The following is a 24,314-nucleotide window of genomic DNA, read 5'->3' as shown; positions in this document are numbered from 1 at the left end:
GGCGGCTGCGCCTGACCCGGCCTGCAAAACCGCTGGCAATGTTAAATCGCGGCGTCGTCTTCTTCGCCGGTACGGATACGGATGACGCGCGCCACGTCAAAGACGAAGATTTTACCGTCACCGATTTTACCCGTTTGCGCCGTACGGATAATGGTATCCACACAGGTATCGACAATATCGTCGCTCACCACGATTTCAATTTTCACTTTCGGCAGAAAGTCCACCATGTACTCTGCACCACGGTAAAGCTCGGTGTGGCCCTTCTGACGACCAAAACCTTTCACTTCAGTCACGGTCATCCCGGTGATGCCCACTTCCGCCAGCGCTTCACGTACATCATCCAGTTTGAAAGGTTTAATAATCGCATCAATCTTTTTCATGGTGGGTCCTTAAACTCTTGCCTGTAAGCTGCTTCGTAATCGATTGCTCACAGTATCATATTCATTCGAAATTTGCGGTACTACTCTTTAAAATCGTTGGCTTCCAGTTCATGGCGTGACAGCAGCTTATAGAACTCGGTGCGGTTGCGTCCGGCCATGCGTGCTGCGTGGGTCACGTTGCCTTTGGTGATCTGCAGCAGCTTACGCAGATAGTTTAGCTCGAACTGGTTACGCGCTTCGGCAAACGTCGGCAGTGCCGTGTTCTCCCCTTCCAGCGCCTGCTCCACCAGCGCGTCACTGATGACAGGTGACGACGTCAGTGCCACACACTGCTCGATCACGTTGACCAGCTGACGCACGTTTCCCGGCCAGCTTGCGGCCATCAGCCGCTTCATCGCATCGGTGGAAAACGCCCGCACAAACGGTTTGTGGCGATCCGCAGACTGGCGCAACAGGTGATTCGCCAGCAAAGGAATATCTTCCGCACGCTCGGCCAGCGCCGGGATTTTCAGGTTCACGACGTTCAGACGATAGTAGAGATCTTCACGAAACTCATTGCGCGCCATCACCTTCGGTAAATCACGGTGCGTGGCGGAAATGATACGCACGTTAATGTCGATATCGCGGTTGCTGCCCAACGGGCGCACTTTTCGCTCCTGCAGCACGCGCAGCAATTTGACCTGCAGCGGCGCAGGCATGTCGCCAATCTCGTCCAGGAAAAGCGTGCCGCCTTCCGCCGCCTGGAATAACCCTTCCCGGCTGCTGACTGCGCCGGTGAACGCACCGCGGGCGTGGCCAAACAGTTCAGATTCGAGCAGCTGTTCCGGCAGTGCGCCGCAGTTAATGGCGATAAAGGCGTTCTTGCTGCGAGGACTGGCATTATGGATGGCCTGCGCCAGGATCTCTTTCCCGGTGCCGCTCTGCCCGTTAATCAGCACGCTGACGTCCGACTGCGCCACCATCCGGGCCTGTTCCAGCAGACGCAGCATGATAGGGCTACGCGTGACAATCGGCTCCCGCCACGCCTCATCGCTCGACGGGGCAGCATGTTCCAGCGCACTGTCGATAGCTTTATACAGCGCGTCTTTATCCACCGGTTTGGTCAGGAAGCTAAATACCCCCTGCTGTGTCGCCGCCACGGCATCCGGGATCGAGCCGTGCGCCGTGAGGATAATCACCGGCATGCCCGGCTGCTGCTTCTGGATCTCCGCGAACAGCTGCAGGCCATCCATTTCATCCATCCGCAGGTCGCTTATCACCAGGTCAATTTTCTCCCGGGCGAGAATTTTGAGCCCCTCCAGCCCGCTTTCAGCCGTCACGACGCTGTAGCCTTCACTGACCAGACGCATTCCCAACAGCTTCAGCAATCCGGGATCGTCATCCACCAGTAAGAGATGGGCAGGTTTACGGCTCGTCATGCTTCACATCCTCTTGTTTCGGCGTATCGCTGTCCGGTACTGCGGATGAACTCCCTGGCTGATATTTACGCGACGAAAGCTGTCTTTCGATATCGGTCAGGTTCTCCAGCTTACGCGTCGTGGTATCCAGTTGCGTACGCAAATGTTCTTGCTGTTGACGCAGGGTATCAAGCTCGCTGTCGGTTGACTGTTGCAGCTTGCTGTAACGGGTACGCTCTTCAGACAGCTGAAGTTGCAATGTCTGCCCATTACGCCAGAGCTGATATACCGGGCGGACCTGAGCGGGAAGATATGCCACGAAGGTGTCGAGCCGCGTGACGTTTGTGCGTCGTTCGACAGGGGTAATTTTGGCATCCCCAAGCAATATCCCGCGCTTGAAGGCGTCCTGCCAGGTATCGTCGTCCAGCATCGCCGCTTTTGAGCGGGCTTCAACCGGGGCCAGGCGCTGCGCGCAGTCTATTCCGCGTAGCCAGAACAGAGGATTGGTTTCGACGTCATGCCCCGACAGGTTCCAGATATCATCGCAGCGGGTTGAGAGAAAATCTGCCAGCTGACTCTCAGGCCATTTATCTGCCTGCTTATCGCTAATGGCGCTTTTCGGCACATGGGAAACACACCCCGCCAGCAATAAACAGGGCAGGCTCAGGCGCAACGTTTTACGGGAAAACACCGCGCATATGGCGCGGAAAAAGACGTGTGACATACTCACCAGACATAGCTTCATTTTATTGGTTTTTCCGGCTCTGGGGCAGTTCGATACGGAAGCAAACATCGGAACGTTCGTCCGTGACAATGTTTAGCTCCCCCTGCATGCGTCGTATGCAGTCCCGGGCGATACTCAAGCCCAGACCGCTTCCTTTAACCGCACCTTTTCGCTGATGACTTCCCTGGAAGAAGGGTTCAAATATCATCTCTCTTTCGTCATCGGGGATCGGGGTGCCGGTGTTGGCGACATCAATAAACACCCGTGAACCATTCGTATAGCTTCGGATATAAATGTTACCGGATTCAGTACCATAGTGCACCGCATTGGAATAAAGATTATCCAGAACGCTCATCAATAACATCGGTTCAGCCAGGCAGGTTGGCTCACTCAGCGCCACCCCGGTATGCATCATTTTAGCTCTTGCTGGCAAGCTATGGGCAGAGATCACCATATCCACCAGCGGCTCAATCTCCACATTCTCCAGAACGACCGCCCCATCCGCCAGTTTGCGGTTGTAATCGAGCAGCTGCTCAATTAATTTCTGCAGATTGCGGCTGCTGGCGTCGAGGATCTCGACAATCTCTTTCTGCTCCACCGTCAGCGGCCCCGCCACTTCGTCCGCCAGCAATTCCGTACCTTCGCGCATACTGGCCAGCGGCGTTTTAAGCTCATGGGAAATATGACGTAAAAACTGATGACGCTGGGATTCCAGCCACGACAGGCGTTCCGAAAGCCAGATAATTCGCTGCCCCACGGAACGTAACTCGCGCGGGCCCTTAAAGGCGACCGTATCACCCAGTGATTTCCCCTCCCCCAGACGATTGATCATTCGCTGGATACCCTTCACCGGGCCGATGATCATCCGGGTAAAGAGCAGCACCAGCGCGAGGCTCACCAGAAACAGCACCAGCGCCTGCCAGCCAAAGAACTGACCGCGTTCGGCAATCTCCTGCTGCAACTGCTGACCGCGAGAGAAAATTACCGCGCGGGTAGATTGCACCATCTCGGTGTTGGCATTCGCGAAGGCTTCAAGACGAGCGGCCGCGGCCGCATCCGGGCCACTGTTCTTACACTGTAGCTGGGCCAGGTCGTTCAAATCCTGACGTAATGCCTGGTAGAGTTTATCGTCCGGCAACACGCCGGCATGCGCATCCAGCATCTCGCTATAGCGTTTACGCTGATTCTGGTAGACCTTTTCCAGCGTGCGATCGTCCAGCACGCAATACTGACGATAGCTACGCTCCATCTCCAGCGCGGCGTTGGTCATCGCTTCACTGCGTCTGGCGTCGATGAGCGTCGTGCGGTTAGTCAGTGCTGCCTGGGCACTGAGCGCGTTCAGGCTTTGCCACGCCTGCCAGGCCAGGATCAGTAAAGGCAGCAGGATCAGCAAAAAGGCCATCATCACGAGTTGACGCAGGGAGCGGGGGAAAACGGGCCAGCGTTTCAACGCATTACTCTCTTTGAATGGGTTTGAGGAGAGCGTAACTGAGTCTGCCCTTCAGATACAACAAAGCCGGGTAAAAACCCGGCTTTGTCATGGAATGAGGCGGTGCCTAACTCGACGTTTCGCCCTGTCCTGATAAAGCAACGCTATGATCAGTAGTTGGACGGCAGGCACCTTTTTGTGCGTCATTCGAAGTTTATGTAGCACGTCCCGAAGGGGCTGACATAAGAAGGTGAATGAGCCACTGGTTAATATTATGCAATAGCTGTGCCAAAATGCAAACCAATATATTATCATATTGATATTTATATAATTTATAGGTTTGTACCGTTAATTGCTCGCTGAATGATTTCCAGGCTAAGTGTCGCTAATCAGCAACACCTTAACGGGAACCGCACCTGCCATATATAAATCAAAGAGTTAAATGTCTCCATTTGGAGACAGCGGCATTGCGGGTCTGTCGCGAAATTGCGACACACATAAAAAAGCCCGGTAGCGCTTTCGCGTACCGGGCTTTAAAGGGCAATACCGATTAACCCAACTGTTTACGCGCGTTGCGGAAGATACGCATCCACGGGCTGTCCTCGCCCCAGTTTTCCGGGTGCCAGGAGTTGCTCACGGTACGGAACACGCGCTCCGGGTGTGGCATCATGATGGTCGCACGGCCGCTTTCGCTGGTCACCGCCGTAATACCGTTGGCAGAACCGTTCGGGTTAGCCGGGTAGGTTTCCGTCACCTTGCCGAAGTTATCGACAAAGCGCAGCGCCACCAGGCCCTTGCTCTCAAGCTGAGCCAGATGGGCAGCATCACGCACTTCTACCTGACCTTCACCGTGAGAAACGGCGATTGGCATCTGCGACCCTACCATCCCCTGCAGCAACAGAGACGGGCTCTGGGTCACTTCCACCAGGCTGAAACGCGCTTCAAAGCGGTCGGACTGGTTACGCACAAAGCGAGGCCAGGCTTCGCTACCCGGGATCAGCTCGCGCAGGTTGGACATCATCTGGCAGCCGTTACACACGCCGAGCGCCAGGGTTTGCGGACGATGGAAGAAGCTTTCGAACTCATCGCGCACGCGGCTGTTGAAGAGAATGGACTTCGCCCAGCCTTCACCCGCACCCAGTACGTCACCGTAGGAGAAACCGCCGCATGCCACCAGCGCCTGGAAATCTTCCAGACCGGTGCGACCTGCCAGCAGGTCACTCATGTGAACGTCGATGGCATCAAAGCCTGCACGGTGGAAGGCTGCAGCCATCTCAACGTGGGAGTTAACGCCCTGCTCACGCAGCACGGCGACTTTCGGACGCGCGCCGGTCGCAATGTACGGCGCAGCGATGTCTTCGTTGATGTCGAAGGAGAGCTTCACGTTCAGGCCAGGATCGTTGTCGTTGGCCTTGGCATTGTGTTCCTGATCGGCACATTCCGGGTTATCACGCAGGCGTTGCATCTGCCAGGTGGTTTCCGCCCACCACATACGCAGCGTGGTGCGGCTTTCGCTGAACACCGCATGGCCGTCTGCTTCAATCACGAAACGGTCACCCTGAACGGCTTTACCCAGGTAGTGTACGCAGTCTGCCAGGCCATGCTGAGCCAGCAGGGCTTCAACCGCGTCACGATCGGCCGCACGCACCTGAATCACCGCGCCCAGCTCTTCGTTAAACAGTGCCGCCAGACGATCTTCGCCAAGCGTCGCGATATTCGCTTCAACACCGCAGTGTCCGGTGAAGGCCATCTCTGCCAGGGTCACCAGCAGGCCGCCGTCGGAACGGTCGTGGTAGGCCAGCAGTTTACGCTGCGCCACCAGCGCCTGAATGGCGTCGTAGAAGCCTTTTAACTGTGCCACATCACGCACGTCAGCCGGTTTATCACCCAGCTGACGGTAAACCTGTGCCAGCGCGGTGGCACCCAGCGCGTTGTGACCTTTACCCAGGTCAATCAGCAGCAGGGCGTTGTCTTCGGTCGACAGCTGTGGGGTCACGGTATGGCGCACATCTTCCACACGGGCAAACGCGGAGATGATCAGCGACAGCGGCGAAGTCATTTCGCGCTGCTCGTTGCCTTCCTGCCAGCGGGTTTTCATCGACATGGAGTCTTTACCCACCGGAATGGTCAGGCCGAGTGCAGGACAGAGCTCTTCACCCACCGCTTTAACGGCTTCATACAGGCCTGCGTCTTCGCCCGGGTGACCGGCAGCGGCCATCCAGTTCGCGGACAGTTTGATACGTTTGATATCGCCAATCTGCGTCGCGGCGATGTTGGTCAGCGCTTCACCGACGGCCAGACGAGCAGAGGCCGCGAAGTCCAGCAGCGCTACCGGGGTACGTTCGCCCAGCGCCATCGCCTCACCGTAGTAGCTGTCGAGGCTCGCGGTGGTCACGGCGCAGTTCGCCACCGGGATCTGCCACGGACCTACCATCTGATCGCGCGAGACCATGCCGGTCACGGTACGGTCGCCGATGGTGACCAGGAAGGTTTTCTCTGCCACCGCAGGCAGGTGCAGCACGCGATTCACCGCCTCTGCTACGGTAATGCCCTGACGATCCAGCGCGTTGCCCGCCGCTTTGCGGGTCTGTACGTCGCGGGTCATCTTCGGCGTTTTGCCGAGCAGCACGTCCAGCGGCAGGTCGATTGGCTGGTTGTCGAAATGGGTATCGCTCAGGGTCAGGTGTTTCTCTTCAGTCGCTTCACCGATGACGGCATACGGAGCGCGCTCGCGACGGCACAGCTCGTCAAACAGCGGCAGCTGATCGGCTGCGACGGCCAGCACATAACGTTCCTGGGATTCGTTACACCAGATCTCCAGCGGGCTCATGCCCGGCTCATCGCTCAGAATGTCGCGCAGGTTGAAACGCCCGCCGCGCCCCCCGTCGCTCACCAGCTCCGGCATGGCGTTGGACAGGCCACCCGCACCAACGTCGTGAATAAAGAGGATCGGGTTAGCATCACCCAGCTGCCAGCAGCGGTCGATCACTTCCTGGCAACGACGCTCCATTTCAGGGTTGTCGCGCTGAACGGAGGCAAAGTCGAGATCCGCGTCAGACTGACCGGACGTCATTGAAGAGGCCGCACCGCCGCCCAGACCGATGTTCATCGCCGGCCCACCGAGGACGATCAGCTTCGCACCGACGACGATCTCACCTTTCTGCACGTGATCGGCACGAATGTTACCGATCCCGCCCGCCAGCATGATCGGCTTGTGGTAGCCGCGCAGCTCTTCGCCGTTGTGGCTGTCCACTTTCTCTTCATAAGTACGGAAGTAACCGTTCAGTGCCGGACGACCAAATTCGTTGTTGAATGCCGCGCCGCCCAGTGGGCCTTCGGTCATGATATCCAGCGCGGTCACAATACGCTCTGGCTTGCCGAAATCTTCTTCCCACGGCTGTTCAAAGCCCGGGATACGCAGGTTGGAGACGGAGAAACCGACCAGACCCGCTTTTGGTTTCGCACCACGGCCCGTCGCCCCTTCGTCACGGATTTCGCCGCCGGAACCGGTCGCCGCACCCGGCCACGGAGAGATCGCCGTCGGGTGGTTGTGAGTTTCCACCTTCATCAGGATATGCGCCGGCTCCTGATGGAAATCATAGCGCCCTGCTTCGCGATCGGCGAAGAAGCGGCCCACCTCGGAACCTTCCATCACCGCAGCGTTGTCTTTATAAGCAGACAGCACGTGGTCAGGGGTTTTCTCCATGGTGTTTTTGATCATTTTGAACAGCGACTTCGGCTGCTGTTCGCCGTCAATAATCCAGTCGGCGTTGAAAATCTTGTGGCGGCAGTGCTCGGAGTTAGCCTGCGCGAACATATACAGTTCGATATCGTTCGGATTACGGTTCAGCTTAACGAACGCATCTTGCAGGTAGTCAATCTCGTCTTCTGCCAGTGCCAGGCCGAGACGCAGGTTGGCGTCAATCAGCGCCTGACGGCCTTGCCCCAGCAAATCCACGCTCTGTACTGGCGCAGGCTGATGGTGGGAGAAAAGTTTCTGCGCATCATCCAGAGAAGCAAACACGCTCTCCATCATGCGGTCATGCAGCTCTGCGGCCACCGCCTGCCACTGCGCATCGCTCAGGGTGGAGGCTTCAACATAGTACGCCACGCCGCGTTCCAGACGGTTAATCTGGTTCAGACCACAGTTGTGTGCGATGTCAGTCGCTTTGGAAGACCAGGGGGAGATGGTGCCTGGACGAGGCGTCGCAAGGATCAGTTTACCGGTTGGGGTATGGCTGCTCAGGCTTGGGCCATACTTGAGCAGGCGTTCCAGCTGTACGCGCTCCTCTGCATTCAGGGGGGCATTCAGGTCAGCAAAATGGACATACTCAGCGTAAATATTGCTTACCGGAAGGTCGGCTGCCTGAAAACGTGCCAGCAGTTTGTTAATACGGAAGGCAGACAGTGCAGGCGAACCACGCAGAATTTCCATCATAAGTCTCTCGTCTTCGAAGCGCCGGGGCGCTTACAGTGTGCGCAAGGGGGAAAACGGGCGTCATTATAGAGAATCCTGAGCGTCGACGAAACCGTTTGCGTCGAAATAAAATCGGCAAAGACATTTAACAATAGATGTGACCTGTCTCTCTAATTGGTTGCCAAGTGGCGTAACTTTACGCAAAATGCCGCTCAATCAATGGCAAACCTTATTTTTAACATGGCTACAGCAGACTAAGGCAACCGGCGTCGCAGAGAATTAACTAATTGAAAAAATTAAAGATTAATTATCTGCTCATCGGCATTGTAACGTTGCTGTTGGCAGTGGCCCTCTGGCCTTCCATCCCCTGGTTCGGCAAAGCCGAAAACCGCATCGCCGCTATTCAGGAGCGGGGGGAGCTGCGCGTCAGTACCCTCAGCTCTCCGCTGATTTACAGCGACATCAACGGCAAAACTATCGGTCTGGATTATGAACTGGCCCAGCAGTTTGCTGATTATCTCGGCGTGAAGCTCAAAATCACCGTGCGCCAGAACATCAGCCAGCTGTTTGATGACCTGGATAACGACGATGCCGATATCCTCGCCGCCGGGCTGGTGTACAACAGCGAGCGCAGCAAGAATTACCAGCCGGGCCCGACCTATTACTCCGTTTCACAGCAGCTGGTCTATCGCGTCGGAAGCCAGCGTCCGCGCACGCTCGCCTCGATCAACGCTCAACAGCTGACGATTGCCCCTGGCCATGTGGTGATTGACGATCTGCGTGAGCTGAAGGAGAAGAAATACCCCGATCTGAGCTGGACCGTTGACCCTAAACTCGGCACGACGGAGCTGCTGGACCAGGTCAAAGATCAGAAACTGCCTTACACCATCGCCGACTCCGTGGCGATCAGCCTGTTCCAGCGGGTGCATCCTGAAATCGCCGTGGCGCTGGACGTGACGGACGAACAGCCCGTAACCTGGTTTACCCATCTGGATGACGATCAGACCCTCTCTGCGGCCATGCTCGATTTTTATAACACCATCAATGAAGACGGTACGCTGGCACGCCTTGAGGAGAAGTACCTCGGCCATGGTGACGACTTTGACTACGTCGACACCCGTAGCTTCCTGCGCGCCGTAGATAGCGTACTGCCGGACCTGCAGCCGTTATTCGAAAAATATGCCCAGGAGATCGACTGGCGGTTGCTGGCGGCGATTTCTTATCAGGAATCACACTGGGATACCCAGGCCACCTCGCCGACCGGCGTGCGCGGCCTGATGATGCTGACCAAAAATACCGCGCAGAGCCTCGGGCTGACCGACCGTACCGATGCGGAACAGAGCATCAGCGGCGGCGCGCGCTACCTGCAGGATATGATGGACAAAGTGCCTGAGACGGTGCCGGAAGAGGAGCGCATCTGGTTCGCGCTGGCCGCCTACAACATGGGCTATGCCCACATGCTGGACGCCCGTGCCCTGACGGCAAAAACAAAAGGCAACCCCGACAGCTGGTCTGACGTAAAACAGCGTCTGCCGCTTCTGAGCCAGAAGCCGTGGTACAACAAGCTGACCTACGGTTATGCGCGTGGGCATGAGGCTTATGCTTACGTGGAAAATATTCGTAAGTATCAGATTAGCCTGGTGGGTTATCTGCTGGAGAAGGAAAAAGAGGCGACGGAGGCCAGGCAGCTGGCGCAGAGCTATCCCGTTGTGGCACCGGACGAAATTAATCGCCCGAGGACTTCAATTCTGCCTTTTGTTGCTTTTTCTGCTGACGGCGCATTCGAAAGAAATCACTTAATAGCCCCGAACACTCTGGTGCAAGTACCCCACCGATAGTCTTCACCTGATGGTTCATTCCCGGGTGTCCGAGCACATCCATCAGCGAGCCCGCAGCGCCGGTTTTTTCATCCCGCGCACCAAAGACCAGCGTACCGATACGGCTGTGCACCATCGCGCCGGAACACATGACGCACGGTTCAAGCGTGACGTACAGCGTGGTGTCGAGCAGACGGTAGTTTTGCAGTACCAGCCCCCCCTGACGAAGTGCCATGATTTCTGCGTGAGCGGTAGGATCGTGGCGGCCAATCGGGCGGTTCCACCCTTCGCCAATCACCTGATTGTTATGGACAAGCACGGCCCCCACGGGCACTTCCCCCTCGTCCCAGGCGCGCCGGGCAAGCGTTAGCGCATGGCGCATCCAGTATTCATGTGTGAATTCAGGGTTGGACAACGGTTGATACTCCAGTCGAAAAGCGGGCGGCATTATACACACCCACTATGGATAAAACTATTCGAGTTGCTGAAGTTCACCCGCAGGTGTCACGCGCCAGCGGTGCTGGCAAAAATAGAGCAGCGGGTTGTCCTGCTTACTGTCGCTGTAACCGCTGTACAGACGCAGCGGCGTGCCAATGCGCATCTCCAGCTGGGCCACCTTTTCGTGCCCCAGACAGCGCATGCTCAATACCCACCCGCCGTAACCACGGGAGGTCTGCGTGGCGATCAGATTCACCCTCGGCAACCACGGCGTATCAAAATAGACCTGCTCCACCAGCGACTGTGGCGAGCCGGTAATCAACCAGATATCGGCGTCGTTCGCATCGAGGTAGCTGGTCAGCCGTGCCTGCACAACCGGAAACGCCGTCACATGACCGCGAAACCAGTGCGCAAAGTCCTGCTCAAGCTGTTTGAGCCGGGCTTCACTGTGGCCAAAGGTGCAGCCCCAGAGCAGCAGACTCATTGGCCAGCGCGCAGCCCGGCCTTTCACCAGCAGCGCAAGGCCAATCACGGGTAACAAAGGTAAGACGAGCAGTGCGTTCAGGGGCTGACGCCGCAGCAGGTAGCGCATAAACGTACCAAACATATCCTGCTGATGCAGCGTTCCATCCAGATCGAAAAAGACAACACGACGCTCGTGATTAGCCAAACCTTACTCCTCTGGGTCGTTGAATCCCGCCAGCCAGGTAAACAGGAACCCGGCGATCACCGCTACCAGATAGCCTAACAGATAGAGCATGACTTTTCCGGTCACGATGGTAAGCGCCAGCGGTAAACCGGAGAGACCAAAGGTAATAACGGTGGCGACTTTCCAGTAGCTGATAAGCGCCCCGCCTACCGCGCCGCCCAGACAGGCCGCAAGGAAAGGCTTACCGAGCGGCAGCGTGACACCAAAAATCAGCGGCTCGCCAATGCCCAGCAATCCAACCGGTAGCGCCCCTTTAATCACTTTTTTCAACCGCGCGTTGCGGGTTTTCATCAGCACGGCAATCGCCGCACCGACCTGACCTACCCCCGCCATCGACAGGATGGGCAGCAGCGCGTTATAACCATGCGCCTGCACCAGCTCGACGTGGATCGGTACCAGCCCCTGATGCAGGCCGGTCAGCACCAGCGGCAGGAAGGTCCCTGACAGCACAGCCCCCACGAACAGCCCGCCGCGATCGATAGCCAGAGAAGCGCCGTGGGCAATCACCTCTGAGATCCAGCCGCCCAGCGGCTGCAGGGCAACAATCGCCACACAGCCGGTGATAAGCGTGGTCAGCAGCGGATTAAGGATCAGCTCAATTGAACCGGGGAGAACGGCGCGCAGCTTTTTCTCAATCCAGCACATCAGAATGACCACCAGCAGCACCGCAATCACCCCGCCGCGACCGGGCTGGAGGGCCTCGCCGAACAGGGTTATCTGCGCCAGCTGCGGGCTGGAGAGAATACCGGCCATCACCCCGCCCATGGCCATGGAGCCGCCAAACACTTTGGCGGTATTGACCCCAACCAGAATGTTCATGATGGCGAAGACGGCGCTACCAAAGATCCCCAGAATCCCGAGCAGGTTCGGATAGTGAGTGGCAAAATCGCCGACTATATCCGGGCGCTTGAGGATATTGATGATCCCGGTGATCAAGCCGGAGGCAATAAATGCCGGAATAAGAGGGATAAAGACATTTGCCAGCTGTCGCAGCGCATCGCTCATGGGGGCTTTGTATTTGGCCTTCGCCTGCGCTTTGGTGCGCCCGGCATCGTCAACCGGCACGGCCGCCCCTCCGCCCATCAATGCGCGCATGGCATCCACAACCTGCGCCGCTTTTCCCGGCCCGACAATCAGCTGATGCTGTTGCCCCTGCTTAACGTATCCGCTGACGCCAGGAAGTTGCTTAAGATGCGCGATATCAAGCTGGTCGTCGTCATGCACCTCGACGCGCACGCGCGTCATGCAGTTTTCCAGACGCTGAATGTTCTTCTCTCCGCCGATCCCCTGCAAAATATGGCTGGCGAGCGCTGCTGTTTTTTCCATACACGCCTCTTTTTAGTTTTCTAATGCCGCCCGTAAGAACCCATCATGCGCAGCGAGTTTAGCTCGTGCGGCGGCGGCATCCAGCCCGCTCAGGATCATCAGAATGGCCGGTTTCACATCGTGATCGGTTTGCGTGAGTACGGCTTCCGCCTCTTCGCGGCCTGCGCCTGTCGCTTCCATCACCATGCGACAGGCCCTGTCCACCAGCTTGACGTTGGTGGCCTGCATATCCACCATCAGGTTCTGATACACCTTGCCGAACTTCACCATCGCGCCGGTGGAGATCATATTGAGTACCAGTTTTTGCGCAGTCCCGGATTTGAGGCGCGTGGAGCCGGTAAGCGCTTCGGGCCCGACGACCGGAGAAATCGCGATGTGGGCCACCTGCGCAATGGGTGAGCCAGGATTACAGGAGATAGCCACGGTAGTACAACCCGTCTGGTTGGCATACTCCAGACCGCCAATGACGTAAGGTGTGCGCCCGGAAGCGGCCAGTCCGACGACCAGATCCTTTGCGTTGAGGTTAATCCCTTTCAGGTCATCTTCGCCGAGCTGTTTGTTGTCTTCCGCCCCTTCCACCGCCTTCAGCAGCGCACCAGGCCCACCGGCAATGAGGCCGACTACCAGCCCGTGCGGAACGCCGAACGTGGGTGGACATTCAGACGCATCCAGTACGCCGAGACGTCCGCTGGTTCCGGCGCCCATATAGATAATGCGGCCACCCGCCTTGAGCGCCTGCGCCGCGGCATCGACTGCCTTCGCCACCTCTGGTAATGTCTCTTTCACTGCCAGGGCGACCAGCGTATCCTGTTGATTAAAACGGTTAACCAGCTCCAGGGTGGAGAGTGCATCCAGATCCATGGTTTGCGGGTTACGCGTTTCTGATACAAGTGAGCCAAGATTCATCTTTTTTACCTCTGGAATTTTTAATTCATAATAATCGCACTATAATGGAATATAAAATTCATTCAGGCGAGCAAAATTCGTATTTGCGCAGACAATCACATTTTCGCCAGGAGAACGTATGAACTGTTTAATTCGCATTCGCCAGCGTTATGCCGGCTTTGCTCAAAGCGACAAAAAGCTGGCGGATTTTTTGCTTTCTCAGCCCGACCACGCCCGCCATCTGAGTTCGCAGCAGCTGGCAAGCGAAGCGGGTGTGAGTCAGTCCAGCGTGGTGAAATTTGCCCAGAAGATTGGCTTTAAGGGCTTCCCGGCACTGAAGCTGGCGATTAGCGAAGCCCTGGTGAGTAACCCCAATCCGCAATCCATGCCGGTGCATAATCAGATCCGTGGCGATGATCCCATGCGTCTCGTGGGTGAGAAGTTGATCAAAGAGAATGTCGCGGCCATGCACGCCACCCTCGATGTGAACACCGAAGAAAAATTACTGGAAAGCGTGGCAATGCTGCGTGCGGCACGTCGGATCATTTTGACCGGCATCGGCGCGTCCGGACTGGTGGCGCGCAATTTTGGCTGGAAGCTGACAAAGATCGGGTATAACGCCATCGTCGAGCAGGATATGCATGCCCTGCTGGCCACAGTGCAGGCTATGGATCCTGACGATCTGCTGCTGGCGATCTCCTATACTGGCGAACGTCGCGAAATCAACATGGCCACCGATGAGGCGCTGCGTGTAGGCGGGAAAATACTGGCCATCACCGGTTTTACCCCCAATGCACTGCAGCAGCGGGCAACGCGCTGTTTATATACGATCGCCGAGGAACAGGCCACGCGCAGTGCCGCTATCTCATCAACGAGTGCGCAGATGATGCTGACGGATCTGCTGTTTATGGCGCTGGTACAACAGGATCTGGAGCATGCGCCTGAGCGCATTCGTCACAGCGAAGAGCTGGTAAAAAAACTGGTTTGAGCAACGAATGAGCGTATAATGCCCGCCCTGTTTGTGTTGTTTCTGAGAATTTCCTGATGGCGCTGTTAATCACCAAAAAATGCATCAATTGCGATATGTGCGAACCGGAATGCCCAAACCAGGCGATTTCGATGGGCGACAGCATTTATGAGATTAACAGCGACCGCTGCACCGAGTGCATCGGCCACTATGAGACGCCGACCTGCCAGAAGGTGTGCCCGATCCCCAATACCATCCTGAAGGATCCGGCACACGTCGAAAGCGAAGAGCAGCTGTGGGATAAGTTTGTCCTGATGCATCACGCGGACAAACTTTAACTTTCGATAATCACCGTTGCGCTGGCATAGTGCCGTTCATCCGCGATTGTCACGTGCATGTGCGCCACGCCGAGTTTCTCTGCCAGCTTCAACGCCTCGCCCCATAAACGCAGGCGCGGCTTACCCAGCTCATCGTTAAACACTTCAAACTGGTTAAACGCCAGACCGTTACGAATACCGGTGCCAAAGGCTTTGGCCGCTGCCTCTTTAACGGCAAAGCGCTTGGCCAGGAAACGTACCGGCTGCTGATGCGCTTCCCAGATGCCCCATTCGTTATCGCTCAGCACGCGCCTTGCCAGGCGATCGCCACTACGGGCGATCACCGCTTCAATGCGGGCTATCTCGACGATGTCGGTACCTAAGCCCAGAATAGCCATTACTGACGCGCTTCCAGCATCAGGCGTTTCATTTCTGAAACCGCCTCTTTCAGGCCACTCATCACCGCACGGCCAATAATGGCGTGGCCGATATTCAGCTCATGCATTTCCGGCAGGGCGGCGATGGCTTTAACGTTGTGGTAGGTCAGTCCATGCCCTGCGTTTACCTTCAGACCCAGGCTCGCGGCATAAGTGGCCGCTTTCGCGATACGCTCCAGCTCTTTAGCCTGCTCGGCGTCGTTTTTGGCATCGGCATAGCAGCCGGTGTGAATTTCAATATACGGTGCGCCCACTTCAGCCGCCGCTTTGATCTGCTCCGCATCAGCGTCGATGAACAGAGAAACCAGGATACCCGCGTCCGCCAGACGTTTGCAGGCATCGCGCATTTTGTCACGCTGCCCCGCCACGTCCAGACCGCCTTCGGTGGTCACTTCCTGACGTTTTTCCGGTACCAGGCAGCAGAAATGCGGTTTGGTGTCACAGGCAATCGTCAGCATCTCTTCGGTGACCGCCATCTCCAGGTTCATCCGGGTATCCAGCGTCTGACGCAGAATACGCACGTCACGGTCGGTGATGTGGCGGCGGTCTTCGCGCAGATGAACGGTAATGCCATCGGCGCCAGCCTGCTCAGCGATAAACGCCGCCTGAACCGGATCGGGATAAGCCGTACCGCGTGCATTACGCAGCGTGGCGATGTGATCGATGTTGACGCCTAACAGTAATTCAGCCATGACAATCCTCGGTATTTTGATTCATTTCCCTTCCCCCTCTCCCTCCGGGAGAGAGTTGGGGTGAGGGGTAAAACGTTAACGTTTCGGCATAAACTGCCTGAATAATTCGCGGCTCTTTAAGGGCTTGCCGCCAAGATACGGCTTGAGGGCAATCCGGGTAAAGCGTTTTGCAGCACGAAGGGTATCCTGGTCCGGAAATTCTCGCTCATACAGCGCCCGGAGCTGGCGTCCGGTGAAGGTGTTGTTATCGATCACGACGCTGGCGATAAAGCCTTTTTCTTCACGGTAACGGTAGGTCATCGTCTCATCCACCTCTTCCCCACTGCCCGCACAATGCAGGAAATCAACGCCATATCCCAAATGACCCAGCAGCGCCAGCTCGAAACGGCGCAGAGCGGGTTCGGGCGAACCGGCGGCGCCCGCAAGAGCCTGGATACAGTGCAGATAGTCGAAGAAAAGTTCAGAGAAGCGAGTCTCATGTTCCAGAACACGTGAGATGAGTTCATTGACGTACAGACCGCTGTAAAGCGTGATGCCAGAAAGGGGAAGCGCCAGAGAGACGGCTTCAGCGCTGCGCAGGGTTTTGACTTCCCCTCGCCCGCCAAAACGGACCAGCAGCGGCGTAAAGGGCTGTAAGGCACCTTTGAGGTTAGAACGTTTGGAACGTGCGCCTTTTGCAACAAGGCGCACGCGACCCGACTCTTCCGTGAAGACGTCCAGCATCAGGCTGGTTTCGCTCCAGGGACGACTATGCAGAACAAATGCGCGCTGCCAGCCTTCCATTTGCGCGTCGTCTTGGTTTACTGATCTTCGCCGTAACCGAGGCTGCGCAGAGCACGCTCATCATCGGCCCAGCCAGATTTCACTTTCACCCACAGCTCCAGGTGAACCGGTGCTTCAAACATCTCCTGCATGTCTTTACGGGCTTCGATACCGATGGTTTTGATCTTGGCACCTTTGTTGCCAATCACCATCTTCTTCTGCCCTTCACGCTCAACAAGGATCAGGCCGTTGATGTCGTAACCGCCACGCTCGTTACTCTGGAAACGCTCAATCTCTACCGTCACGGAATACGGCAGTTCTGCGCCAAGGAAACGCATCAGCTTTTCGCGGATGATTTCAGAGGCCATAAAGCGCTGAGAACGATCGGTGATGTACTCTTCCGGGAAGTGATGAATCGCTTCCGGAAGATGCTTACGCACGATGCCAGCGATGGTATCCACGTTCAGGCCGGTCTCTGCAGACAGCGGAACGATGTCGAGGAAGTTCATCTGGCTACCCAGCCACTGCAGATGCGGCAGCAGATCGGCTTTTTCCTGCACGTTGTCCACTTTGTTGACTGCGAGGATCACCGGCGTTTTACCGTCACGCAGCTTGTTCAGGACCATTTCGTCGTCCGGCGTCCAGCGGGTGCCTTCAACAACGAAAATAACCAGTTCCACATCACCAATCGAGCTGCTCGCCGCTTTGTTCATCAGGCGGTTGATGGCACGCTTCTCTTCCATGTGCAGGCCTGGGGTATCGACGTAGATCGCCTGATACGCGCCTTCAGTATGGATCCCGACAATGCGGTGACGCGTGGTCTGCGCCTTACGCGAGGTGATCGAAATCTTCTGCCCAAGCAGATTATTCAGCAGGGTGGATTTCCCCACGTTCGGACGTCCGACGATGGCAATAAATCCGCAATAGGTTTTTTCTTCGCTCATTCCAGCTCCAGCATTTTCAACGCCTGTTCGGCGGCAGCCTGTTCAGCCTTGCGACGGCTTGAACCTGTGCCCACCACCGGTTCACTCAGGCCACTGACCTGGCAATGGATGGTAAATTCCTGATCGTGCGCTTCACCACGCACCTGCACCACCAGATAGGATGGCAGCGGGAGATGGCGGCCCTGCAAATATTCCTGCAAGCGCGTTTTTGGATCTTTTTGTTTATCGCCCGGACTGATTTCGTCCAGACGGGTCTGATACCAGTTCAGGATCAGCTTTTCTACGGTCTGGATATCGCTGTCCAGGAACACGCCACCGATTAATGCTTCAACCGTATCGGCAAGAATAGATTCACGACGGAAGCCGCCGCTTTTCAGTTCACCCGGTCCAAGACGCAGACATTCGCCCAGTTCAAATTCGCGTGCGATTTCCGCAAGGGTGTTACCCCGTACCAGCGTGGCGCGCATGCGGCTCATATCACCTTCATCCACTCGCGGGAAACGATGATAAAGCGCATTGGCAATCACGAAACTCAAAATAGAGTCACCTAAAAATTCGAGGCGCTCATTATGTTTGCTGCTGGCACTGCGATGGGTTAATGCCTGTTGCAACAGCTCCTGATGATGAAAAGTGTAGCCCAGCTTCCGTTGAAGCCGATTAATTACGATGGGGTTCATGCGATACCAATAAATGAATGCGTCAAAAATGCAGCACACGAAACCGACCTGAGAAACCAACGCGGTTTCGTGTGCCGTGGCACCCTTGCAGGGCCAACCTTAAACTTCGGGGGAATATTCTATACACAACGACAGGGGATGTCGTTAGTTCGAAGAGATTTATCGCTGAAATAATTCACGTAGCCGCTAATTAAAGCGACTACGTGTTCAATTATTGAGAATTAATGGATCCCGCCAATACGATTCAGGCGAACCCCGGTCGGCCATTCGCCTTCCTGCTTCTCAAAACTCATCCAGATTGCGGTTGCTTTACCTACCAGATTCGCTTCCGGCACAAAGCCCCAGTAACGGCTGTCCGCGGAATTATCGCGGTTATCACCCATCATGAAGTAGTGTCCCGGCGGGACGATCCAGCTGGCCAGTTGCTGACCCGGCTGTTTGTAATACATCCCCACCTGATCCTGGGCAATGGGTACGGTCAGGATCCGGTGCGTCACATCACCCAGCGTCTCCTTACGTTCGACCAGACGAATACCGTTCTCTTTGGTTTCATCTTTCGGCACCTGGAAGAAACCGTTGGTTGCTTCACCGCCGTTACGACGGGCAAAGGTCTGCACAAAATCACTCGGCTCAACGTTTGAGTAGGTGATTGGCAGCGCGTTTTCACACGCGGTACCAGAGCTGCAGCCAGGCTGAACGGTCACTTCTTTGGCAACCGGATCGTAGGTGACTTTATCACCCGGCAGACCCACCGCGCGCTTGATGTAGTCAAGGCGTGGATCGTCCGGGTATTTAAACACCACAATGTCGCCACGTTTCGGATGGCCCGTTTCGATCAGCGTTTTCTGGTAGATCGGATCTTTGATGCCATAGGCAAACTTCTCGACCAGAATAAAATCACCAATCAGCAGCGTTGGCATCATGGAGCCTGACGGGATCTGGAACGGCTCGTAAATAAACGAACGCACCACCAGCACAATCGCCAGCACCGGGAATACCGATGCCCCGGTCTCCAGCCAGCCCGGTTTCGGGCCAACTTTCTTCAGGGTTTTCGCATCAAGCCCATCACCTGTGGCTGCCTGCGCGGCAGCCTGACGTTCACGGCGTTTTGGGGCGAAAATAAACTTATCCAGACACCACAACAGACCTGTCACCAGGGTAGCGATGACCAGGATCAGGGCAAACATGTTCGCCATGCCAACTCCTTAGGGTTATTTGCCGTCTTTACCAACATGAAGGATGGCAAGGAATGCTTCCTGCGGCAGCTCGACGTTACCGACCTGCTTCATACGCTTCTTACCTTCTTTCTGCTTCTGCAGCAGCTTTTTCTTACGGCTGACGTCACCGCCATAGCATTTCGCCAGAACGTTTTTACGCAGCTGTTTCACGGTAGAGCGGGCGATAATGTGGTTACCGATGGCCGCCTGAATCGCGATATCAAACTGCTGACGTGGGATCAGATCTTTCATCTTCTCAACCAGTTCACGGCCACGGTATGGCGCATTGTCGTTGTGGGTGATCAGCGCCAGCGCATCAACACGTTCGCCGTTGATCAGCACGTCCACACGCACCATGTTTGAAGCCTGGAAGCGTTTGAAGTTGTAATCCAGTGACGCATAGCCACGAGAGGTAGACTTCAGACGGTCGAAGAAGTCGAGAACCACTTCCGCCATCGGGATTTCGTAGGTCAACGCGACCTGGTTACCGTGGTAAACCATGTTGGTCTGAACACCACGCTTCTCAACGCACAGCGTGATGACGTTACCCAGATATTCCTGCGGCAGCAGCATATGACACTCTGCGATAGGCTCACGCAACTCATCGATGTTGTTCAGCGGCGGCAGCTTGGACGGGCTGTCGACATAGACGATCTCTTTGTTGGTGGTCTGCACTTCGTAGACTACGGTCGGCGCGGTGGTGATCAGATCCAGATCGTATTCACGCTCCAGACGTTCCTGAATGATCTCCATGTGCAGCAGACCAAGGAAGCCGCAACGGAAGCCGAAGCCGAGCGCCGTTGAGCTTTCTGGCTCATAGAACAGGGAGGCATCGTTCAGGCTCAGCTTGCCGAGCGCATCGCGGAAGTTCTCGTAATCGTCAGAGCTGACCGGGAACAGACCCGCATACACCTGGGGTTTTACCTTTTTGAAGCCAGGCAGCGCTTTATCTGCCGGGTTACGCGCACCGGTCAGGGTATCGCCCACTGGCGCACCGAGAATGTCTTTAATGGCACAAACCAGCCAGCCCACCTCGCCGCATTTCAGCTCGGTACGGTCAACCTGTTTTGGTGTGAAGATCCCGAGACGGTCTGCGTTGTAGACCTGGCCGGTACTCATCACTTTAATTTTGTCGCCTTTACGCATGGTGCCGTTTTTAATACGCACCAGCGAGACCACGCCCAGGTAGTTATCGAACCATGAGTCGATAATCAGCGCCTGCAGTGGGGCATCCGGATCACCTTCTGGTGGCGGAATATCACGCACCAGACGTTCCAGCACATCGATAACGCCCACACCAGTTTTGGCCGAGCAACGCACGGCATCGGTCGCGTCAATCCCGACGATATCTTCAATCTCTTCCGCCACGCGCTCAGGGTCAGCGGCAGGCAGGTCGATTTTGTTCAGAACCGGCACTACCTCGAGATCCATTTCCATCGCGGTGTAGCAGTTTGCCAGGGTCTGGGCTTCTACGCCCTGCCCCGCATCCACCACCAGCAACGCGCCTTCACAGGCTGCCAGCGAGCGTGAAACTTCATAGGAGAAGTCAACGTGGCCTGGGGTGTCGATAAAGTTCAGTTGATAGGTTTCACCATCAGCCGCCTTATAATCGAGCGTGACGCTCTGCGCTTTAATGGTGATACCACGTTCGCGTTCCAGGTCCATGGAGTCCAGAACCTGGGCTTCCATTTCACGATCAGACAGGCCACCGCAAATCTGGATAATACGGTCAGACAGCGTCGACTTACCGTGGTCAATGTGAGCAATGATCGAAAAGTTACGTATGTTCTTCATATAGTTAAATAATTATGCCTTACGAATTCCTGGAGGCCGCTGTTCTTAGCCTGACGTTTTTCAGTGCGAAAACGCAGCATTCTACACTACATCCCCGTTACCTGGAAATGCACTTAGCGCCAGGTATAGCGTGAAGAAATGGCGTTTTCTTTTTTAAGATGTAAATAATGATAAAGCCCGATGGATCACCGGGCCTCAGAGGAGAGCGTCTCAACACGAAGTTGGTCTGGTGCCAGCCCTACGCTGAGAATAACAGGCTGCCACGCTTCGCGGGCTGCAAGCCTGGGGGAGAAACCTTTGGCAAGCCAAAAACCTCCCACACCACCCAATGCGGCTCCGCACATGGCGGCCACATCGGTACCAAACAGTGTCTGAAATACGCCGCCCATCACAAAGAGCCCCACCAGCGGGGAGAGGTAAACCAGCATTGCGGAACCCAGCAGGCTGCCTTCGGCAATGCCCAGTTCCACTTTCTGTCCAGCCACCAGCGGTTGTTCACTCGGCACGGTAAGGGTGTGCGACGTTTGCGGCCCAAGCTTATTCAGCACACGACTGCCGCAACCGGCTCTGGATGCACAACTATTACATGAGGCTTTCACATCACAGCTTACCAGCGCAATCCCCTCCTGCCATGATACAACCGTAGCCCACTCTTTAATCATTGCGCAGCCCTGAATTTAATGCTGTCGGAAATTCGCTTCGCCGTTTGCGGCGGTAATTCACCGACAATGGTGATCTCTGCGTTGTCACGTACCGTGGTGCTGACAGTCCGACGTCCGGTACGCAGCATTTGTTCTGAACTGTTTGCCGTCGCGCGATTGATGTTAACCGAGAAGCTGAACAACCCATCTGAGTAGAGGCGAGATTCAACCGGTGTTTCAATGGTAGGCAGTTGACGGCGGCTACTTGAGACTTCAGTAAAGCCTTGCGGGATCCAGGAAGGGACCCAGTTGAAATTCACGGAATCTCCGGACGGAACGGAAAGCAATGGCGGCAGGCTGGCTTTCGCCAGATTCTGCATGCTATTACCCACCTGATTGTTGACGCTAAAGGAGATCACGCGGAACTGTTCCAGCGTCTCACCGTCGCGGTCAAGCAGGTCTACGCGCATAGGGAGCTTGGTTTCAGCATCAACCCAGACAATGTAGCTGTAACGCGTCCCGTCGCGGGCGACAACGCGGATCACTTCACACAGTCTGTCGGCGATGCGCGTCCGCCCTACCGAAATAAAATCGTAGTAAGGGGCCAGACGCTTGAAGTCGGTGTAGATCAGCGATGGCAGGGAATCAACAATATAGTCGCCATTGAGCGTGAAAGGTTCCAGGCCTGGCTCGAAATAGCTAATTTCGTTACCACGCTGGACGACTTCCCGACGCGGGCCATCCATCTGTAAAAGTTGCGCGAGCGGCTGATTATCAAGACGGGCATGGCGATAGCGTAACGACTCGACACCCTGCTTATTGATGCTGATAAATGCCAACTCGTAGTTGAGTGACTGGCTGGCCAGATTCATTTGCTGCAACAACGCCCCGGATGAAACATCAGCCGAGGCGTTGGCAGAGAAGAACAGGCTACCCGCCATCAAAGACATGGCGAACCAAAGTTGCTTCATTACTGCGATTGCGTTCCTAAAGTTTGGTTTCCTGGCACCTGCACAGCAGCCTGCTGGGTTTGTGCCTGCTCAAACTGAAGCTGTTCAGAGTGCAGACGACGCTGCAACTCATAATCCTGCAACATCGCATTAATGCGACGGCGCTGCTCCTGAACCTGCTGTTGCTGACCGCCGCTGGCGGAGGCATCAGCCGGTACACCCAAACTTACCGGGCTGGCTTTGCCCATCATCGGCAGTGTGTTGAACACTGGCGCTTCTGGCTGCTGATTAGTTTCAGACTGAGTATTATAGTGCTGGACGCCAACGATAACTGCAAGCGATACGCATGCGGCCACACCCATTTGGGTAAGTTGACTGGCCCACGGGCGCACCTTCTGCCAGAACGGCATTTTCTGCCACTGGTGAGGCGCGGGTTGAGCTTCAGGAATCAGCGGAGTGGTCTGATGAACAGGCTCATTCTCGATGGCCGCCATCACGCGGGCTGAGATATCGAAATGGAGAACCTCGCCGGTGTCACCGCGAAGGGTGTCACGGATGAGATGGTAGCTCTCCCAGGTCTCTTGCATTTCGGGAGAATGAGACAGCTCGTTGAGCAGCTCACTATCCAGCGTTTCACCATCCATTAAAGCGGAAAGTTTTTCTTTCTGCATGCCTAATACCTTTTCCAGTATCCCGCTATCGTCAACGCCTGATAAGCGGTTGAACTTTATTATCAATAGCTTCTCGCGCACGGAAAATTCGAGAACGTACCGTGCCGACCGGACAATCCATGATAGCGGCTATCTCTTCATAGCTCAGACCATCAAGCTCCCGTAACGTAATTGCCATGCGTAAATCTTCCGGGAGCGACTCGATCGTGCGAAAAACAATTTGTCTCAGTTCTTCTGACAACATTAAGTTCTCAGGGTTCGAAATTTCTTTCAGCGCGCCGCCACTTTCGAAGTTTTCAGCGTCGATTGCGTCCACATCACTTGAAGGCGGACGACGGCCCTGAGCGACCAGATAATTCTTTGCCGTATTGACCGCAATACGGTACAGCCAGGTATAAAAAGCACTATCTCCCCGGAACGAGTCCAGCGCGCGATAGGCCTTAATAAAAGACTCTTGTACTACATCAGGCACATCACCTGACGGTACATAGCGGGAAACCAGACTCGCCACCTTATGCTGGTAGCGCACCACCAGTAGGTTAAAGGCTTTCTGATCTCCCTTCTGGACCCGTTCAACCAGGACCTGGTCCGTTAACTGCTCGCTCATCCGAGGTAATGTCTCCCCAAACCTAAATTCCACGCGCTATCGAAACGCCACTCTACAAATCCCGCACTTTTGAGCAAGCACCGAGTTTGAGTGTCTATTCTTCAATAAGTTCCGTA

24 protein-coding genes and 1 pseudogene are annotated in these 24,314 nt (G+C 55.8%); 4 read left to right on the top strand and 21 right to left on the bottom strand.

Annotated elements, in window-relative coordinates:
- Positions 1 to 41: 41 nt before the first annotated feature.
- From glnB to purL, 5 genes are all read right to left on the bottom strand, one after another.
- Positions 42 to 380, bottom strand: a complete 339-nt coding sequence (glnB, locus tag ACTJJI_RS06880) for a nitrogen regulatory protein P-II (protein ID WP_003860685.1) — start codon at positions 378 to 380, stop codon at positions 42 to 44.
- Between the two features lie 80 nt (positions 381 to 460).
- Positions 461 to 1,798: a two-component system response regulator GlrR gene (gene glrR / locus ACTJJI_RS06875; protein WP_013098304.1), complete on the bottom strand. Its 1,338-nt coding sequence runs from the start codon at positions 1,796 to 1,798 to the stop codon at positions 461 to 463.
- Complete coding sequence (qseG, locus tag ACTJJI_RS06870; protein ID WP_063412061.1) at positions 1,785 to 2,522, bottom strand: two-component system QseEF-associated lipoprotein QseG; 738 nt, start codon at positions 2,520 to 2,522, stop codon at positions 1,785 to 1,787. Before qseG ends, glrR begins: the two co-directional genes overlap by 14 nt.
- 1 nt (position 2,523) lies before the next feature.
- Positions 2,524 to 3,951: a two component system sensor histidine kinase QseE/GlrK gene (qseE, locus tag ACTJJI_RS06865; RefSeq protein ID WP_014832914.1), complete on the bottom strand. Its 1,428-nt coding sequence runs from the start codon at positions 3,949 to 3,951 to the stop codon at positions 2,524 to 2,526.
- 529 nt (positions 3,952 to 4,480) lie between these two features.
- Positions 4,481 to 8,368, bottom strand: coding sequence for a phosphoribosylformylglycinamidine synthase (gene purL / locus ACTJJI_RS06860; protein WP_063412060.1), 3,888 nt, complete (start codon positions 8,366 to 8,368; stop codon positions 4,481 to 4,483).
- 35 nt (positions 8,369 to 8,403) lie between these two features.
- Here purL and ACTJJI_RS06855 point away from each other — a divergent pair.
- Positions 8,404 to 8,481, top strand: a pseudogene (locus tag ACTJJI_RS06855) (hypothetical protein); the annotation flags it as partial.
- A gap of 153 nt (positions 8,482 to 8,634) precedes the next feature.
- A complete protein-coding gene (gene mltF / locus ACTJJI_RS06850; RefSeq protein ID WP_440653552.1) occupies positions 8,635 to 10,185 on the top strand; it encodes a membrane-bound lytic murein transglycosylase MltF in 1,551 nt (516 codons plus the stop codon).
- Here mltF and tadA read toward each other — a convergent pair.
- From tadA to murQ, 4 genes are read right to left on the bottom strand one after another with little or no spacing between them, the layout of a single operon-like run.
- A complete protein-coding gene (gene tadA / locus ACTJJI_RS06845) occupies positions 10,073 to 10,612 on the bottom strand; it encodes a tRNA adenosine(34) deaminase TadA (protein ID WP_014832917.1) in 540 nt (179 codons plus the stop codon). The genes mltF and tadA overlap by 113 nt on opposite strands.
- A 24-nt stretch (positions 10,613 to 10,636) precedes the next feature.
- The gene (yfhb, locus tag ACTJJI_RS06840; RefSeq protein WP_096928453.1) at positions 10,637 to 11,272 is read right to left on the bottom strand and encodes a phosphatidylglycerophosphatase C; all 636 of its coding nucleotides are present in this window, start codon (positions 11,270 to 11,272) and stop codon (positions 10,637 to 10,639) included.
- Between the two features lie 3 nt (positions 11,273 to 11,275).
- Positions 11,276 to 12,637, bottom strand: coding sequence for a PTS transporter subunit EIIC (locus tag ACTJJI_RS06835; protein WP_046888192.1), 1,362 nt, complete (start codon positions 12,635 to 12,637; stop codon positions 11,276 to 11,278).
- Positions 12,638 to 12,649: 12 nt separating this feature from the next.
- Positions 12,650 to 13,543, bottom strand: coding sequence for an N-acetylmuramic acid 6-phosphate etherase (murQ, locus tag ACTJJI_RS06830; protein WP_014832920.1), 894 nt, complete (start codon positions 13,541 to 13,543; stop codon positions 12,650 to 12,652).
- A gap of 118 nt (positions 13,544 to 13,661) precedes the next feature.
- Here murQ and ACTJJI_RS06825 point away from each other — a divergent pair, with 118 nt between their 5' ends.
- Both ACTJJI_RS06825 and ACTJJI_RS06820 read left to right on the top strand, forming a co-directional pair.
- Positions 13,662 to 14,510: a MurR/RpiR family transcriptional regulator gene (locus tag ACTJJI_RS06825; RefSeq protein WP_013098313.1), complete on the top strand. Its 849-nt coding sequence runs from the start codon at positions 13,662 to 13,664 to the stop codon at positions 14,508 to 14,510.
- A 56-nt stretch (positions 14,511 to 14,566) separates the two neighbouring features.
- On the top strand, positions 14,567 to 14,827 hold the full coding sequence (locus ACTJJI_RS06820) for a YfhL family 4Fe-4S dicluster ferredoxin (RefSeq protein ID WP_008502177.1): 261 nt from the start codon (positions 14,567 to 14,569) through the stop codon (positions 14,825 to 14,827).
- On the opposite strand, the gene acpS is transcribed toward ACTJJI_RS06820, so the two are convergent.
- The 12 genes from acpS to rseD all read right to left on the bottom strand — a co-directional run bounded on the left by acpS (position 14,824) and on the right by rseD (position 24,275).
- On the bottom strand, positions 14,824 to 15,204 hold the full coding sequence (gene acpS / locus ACTJJI_RS06815; RefSeq protein WP_440653551.1) for a holo-ACP synthase: 381 nt from the start codon (positions 15,202 to 15,204) through the stop codon (positions 14,824 to 14,826). The two genes, ACTJJI_RS06820 and acpS, sit on opposite strands and share 4 nt — an antisense overlap.
- Entirely contained in the window at positions 15,204 to 15,935 is a 732-nt protein-coding gene (gene pdxJ / locus ACTJJI_RS06810) for a pyridoxine 5'-phosphate synthase (RefSeq protein WP_014832921.1), read from the bottom strand. The genes acpS and pdxJ overlap by 1 nt, the downstream gene beginning before the upstream one ends.
- A 75-nt stretch (positions 15,936 to 16,010) precedes the next feature.
- Entirely contained in the window at positions 16,011 to 16,718 is a 708-nt protein-coding gene (recO, locus tag ACTJJI_RS06805) for a DNA repair protein RecO (protein ID WP_014832922.1), read from the bottom strand.
- Positions 16,719 to 16,735: 17 nt separating this feature from the next.
- A complete protein-coding gene (gene era / locus ACTJJI_RS06800) occupies positions 16,736 to 17,641 on the bottom strand; it encodes a GTPase Era (protein ID WP_008502181.1) in 906 nt (301 codons plus the stop codon).
- Positions 17,638 to 18,318, bottom strand: coding sequence for a ribonuclease III (rnc, locus tag ACTJJI_RS06795; protein WP_003860711.1), 681 nt, complete (start codon positions 18,316 to 18,318; stop codon positions 17,638 to 17,640). The genes era and rnc overlap by 4 nt, the downstream gene beginning before the upstream one ends.
- Positions 18,319 to 18,539: 221 nt before the next feature.
- Complete coding sequence (lepB, locus tag ACTJJI_RS06790) at positions 18,540 to 19,514, bottom strand: signal peptidase I (protein ID WP_014832923.1); 975 nt, start codon at positions 19,512 to 19,514, stop codon at positions 18,540 to 18,542.
- A 15-nt stretch (positions 19,515 to 19,529) separates the two neighbouring features.
- The gene (gene lepA / locus ACTJJI_RS06785) at positions 19,530 to 21,329 is read right to left on the bottom strand and encodes a translation elongation factor 4 (protein WP_440653550.1); all 1,800 of its coding nucleotides are present in this window, start codon (positions 21,327 to 21,329) and stop codon (positions 19,530 to 19,532) included.
- A gap of 185 nt (positions 21,330 to 21,514) precedes the next feature.
- Positions 21,515 to 21,991: a SoxR-reducing system protein RseC gene (gene rseC, locus ACTJJI_RS06780; protein ID WP_014832924.1), complete on the bottom strand. Its 477-nt coding sequence runs from the start codon at positions 21,989 to 21,991 to the stop codon at positions 21,515 to 21,517.
- Positions 21,988 to 22,941, bottom strand: coding sequence for a sigma-E factor regulatory protein RseB (rseB, locus tag ACTJJI_RS06775; protein WP_046888189.1), 954 nt, complete (start codon positions 22,939 to 22,941; stop codon positions 21,988 to 21,990). Before rseB ends, rseC begins: the two co-directional genes overlap by 4 nt.
- A complete protein-coding gene (gene rseA, locus ACTJJI_RS06770; RefSeq protein WP_014832926.1) occupies positions 22,941 to 23,591 on the bottom strand; it encodes an anti-sigma-E factor RseA in 651 nt (216 codons plus the stop codon). The genes rseB and rseA overlap by 1 nt, the downstream gene beginning before the upstream one ends.
- Positions 23,592 to 23,622: 31 nt before the next feature.
- A complete protein-coding gene (gene rpoE, locus ACTJJI_RS06765) occupies positions 23,623 to 24,198 on the bottom strand; it encodes an RNA polymerase sigma factor RpoE (protein WP_006176728.1) in 576 nt (191 codons plus the stop codon).
- Positions 24,195 to 24,275 (bottom strand): rpoE leader peptide RseD, encoded by an 81-nt coding sequence (gene rseD, locus ACTJJI_RS06760; RefSeq protein WP_225738807.1) that lies wholly within the window; start codon positions 24,273 to 24,275, stop codon positions 24,195 to 24,197. Before rseD ends, rpoE begins: the two co-directional genes overlap by 4 nt.
- Positions 24,276 to 24,314: the final 39 nt, after the last annotated feature.

It is taken from the genome of Enterobacter sp. 22466 (assembly GCF_052044775.1).
GTDB classification, from domain to species: Bacteria; Pseudomonadota; Gammaproteobacteria; order Enterobacterales; family Enterobacteriaceae; genus Enterobacter; species Enterobacter dissolvens.
This window is presented reverse-complemented; position numbering and strand designations above follow the sequence as displayed.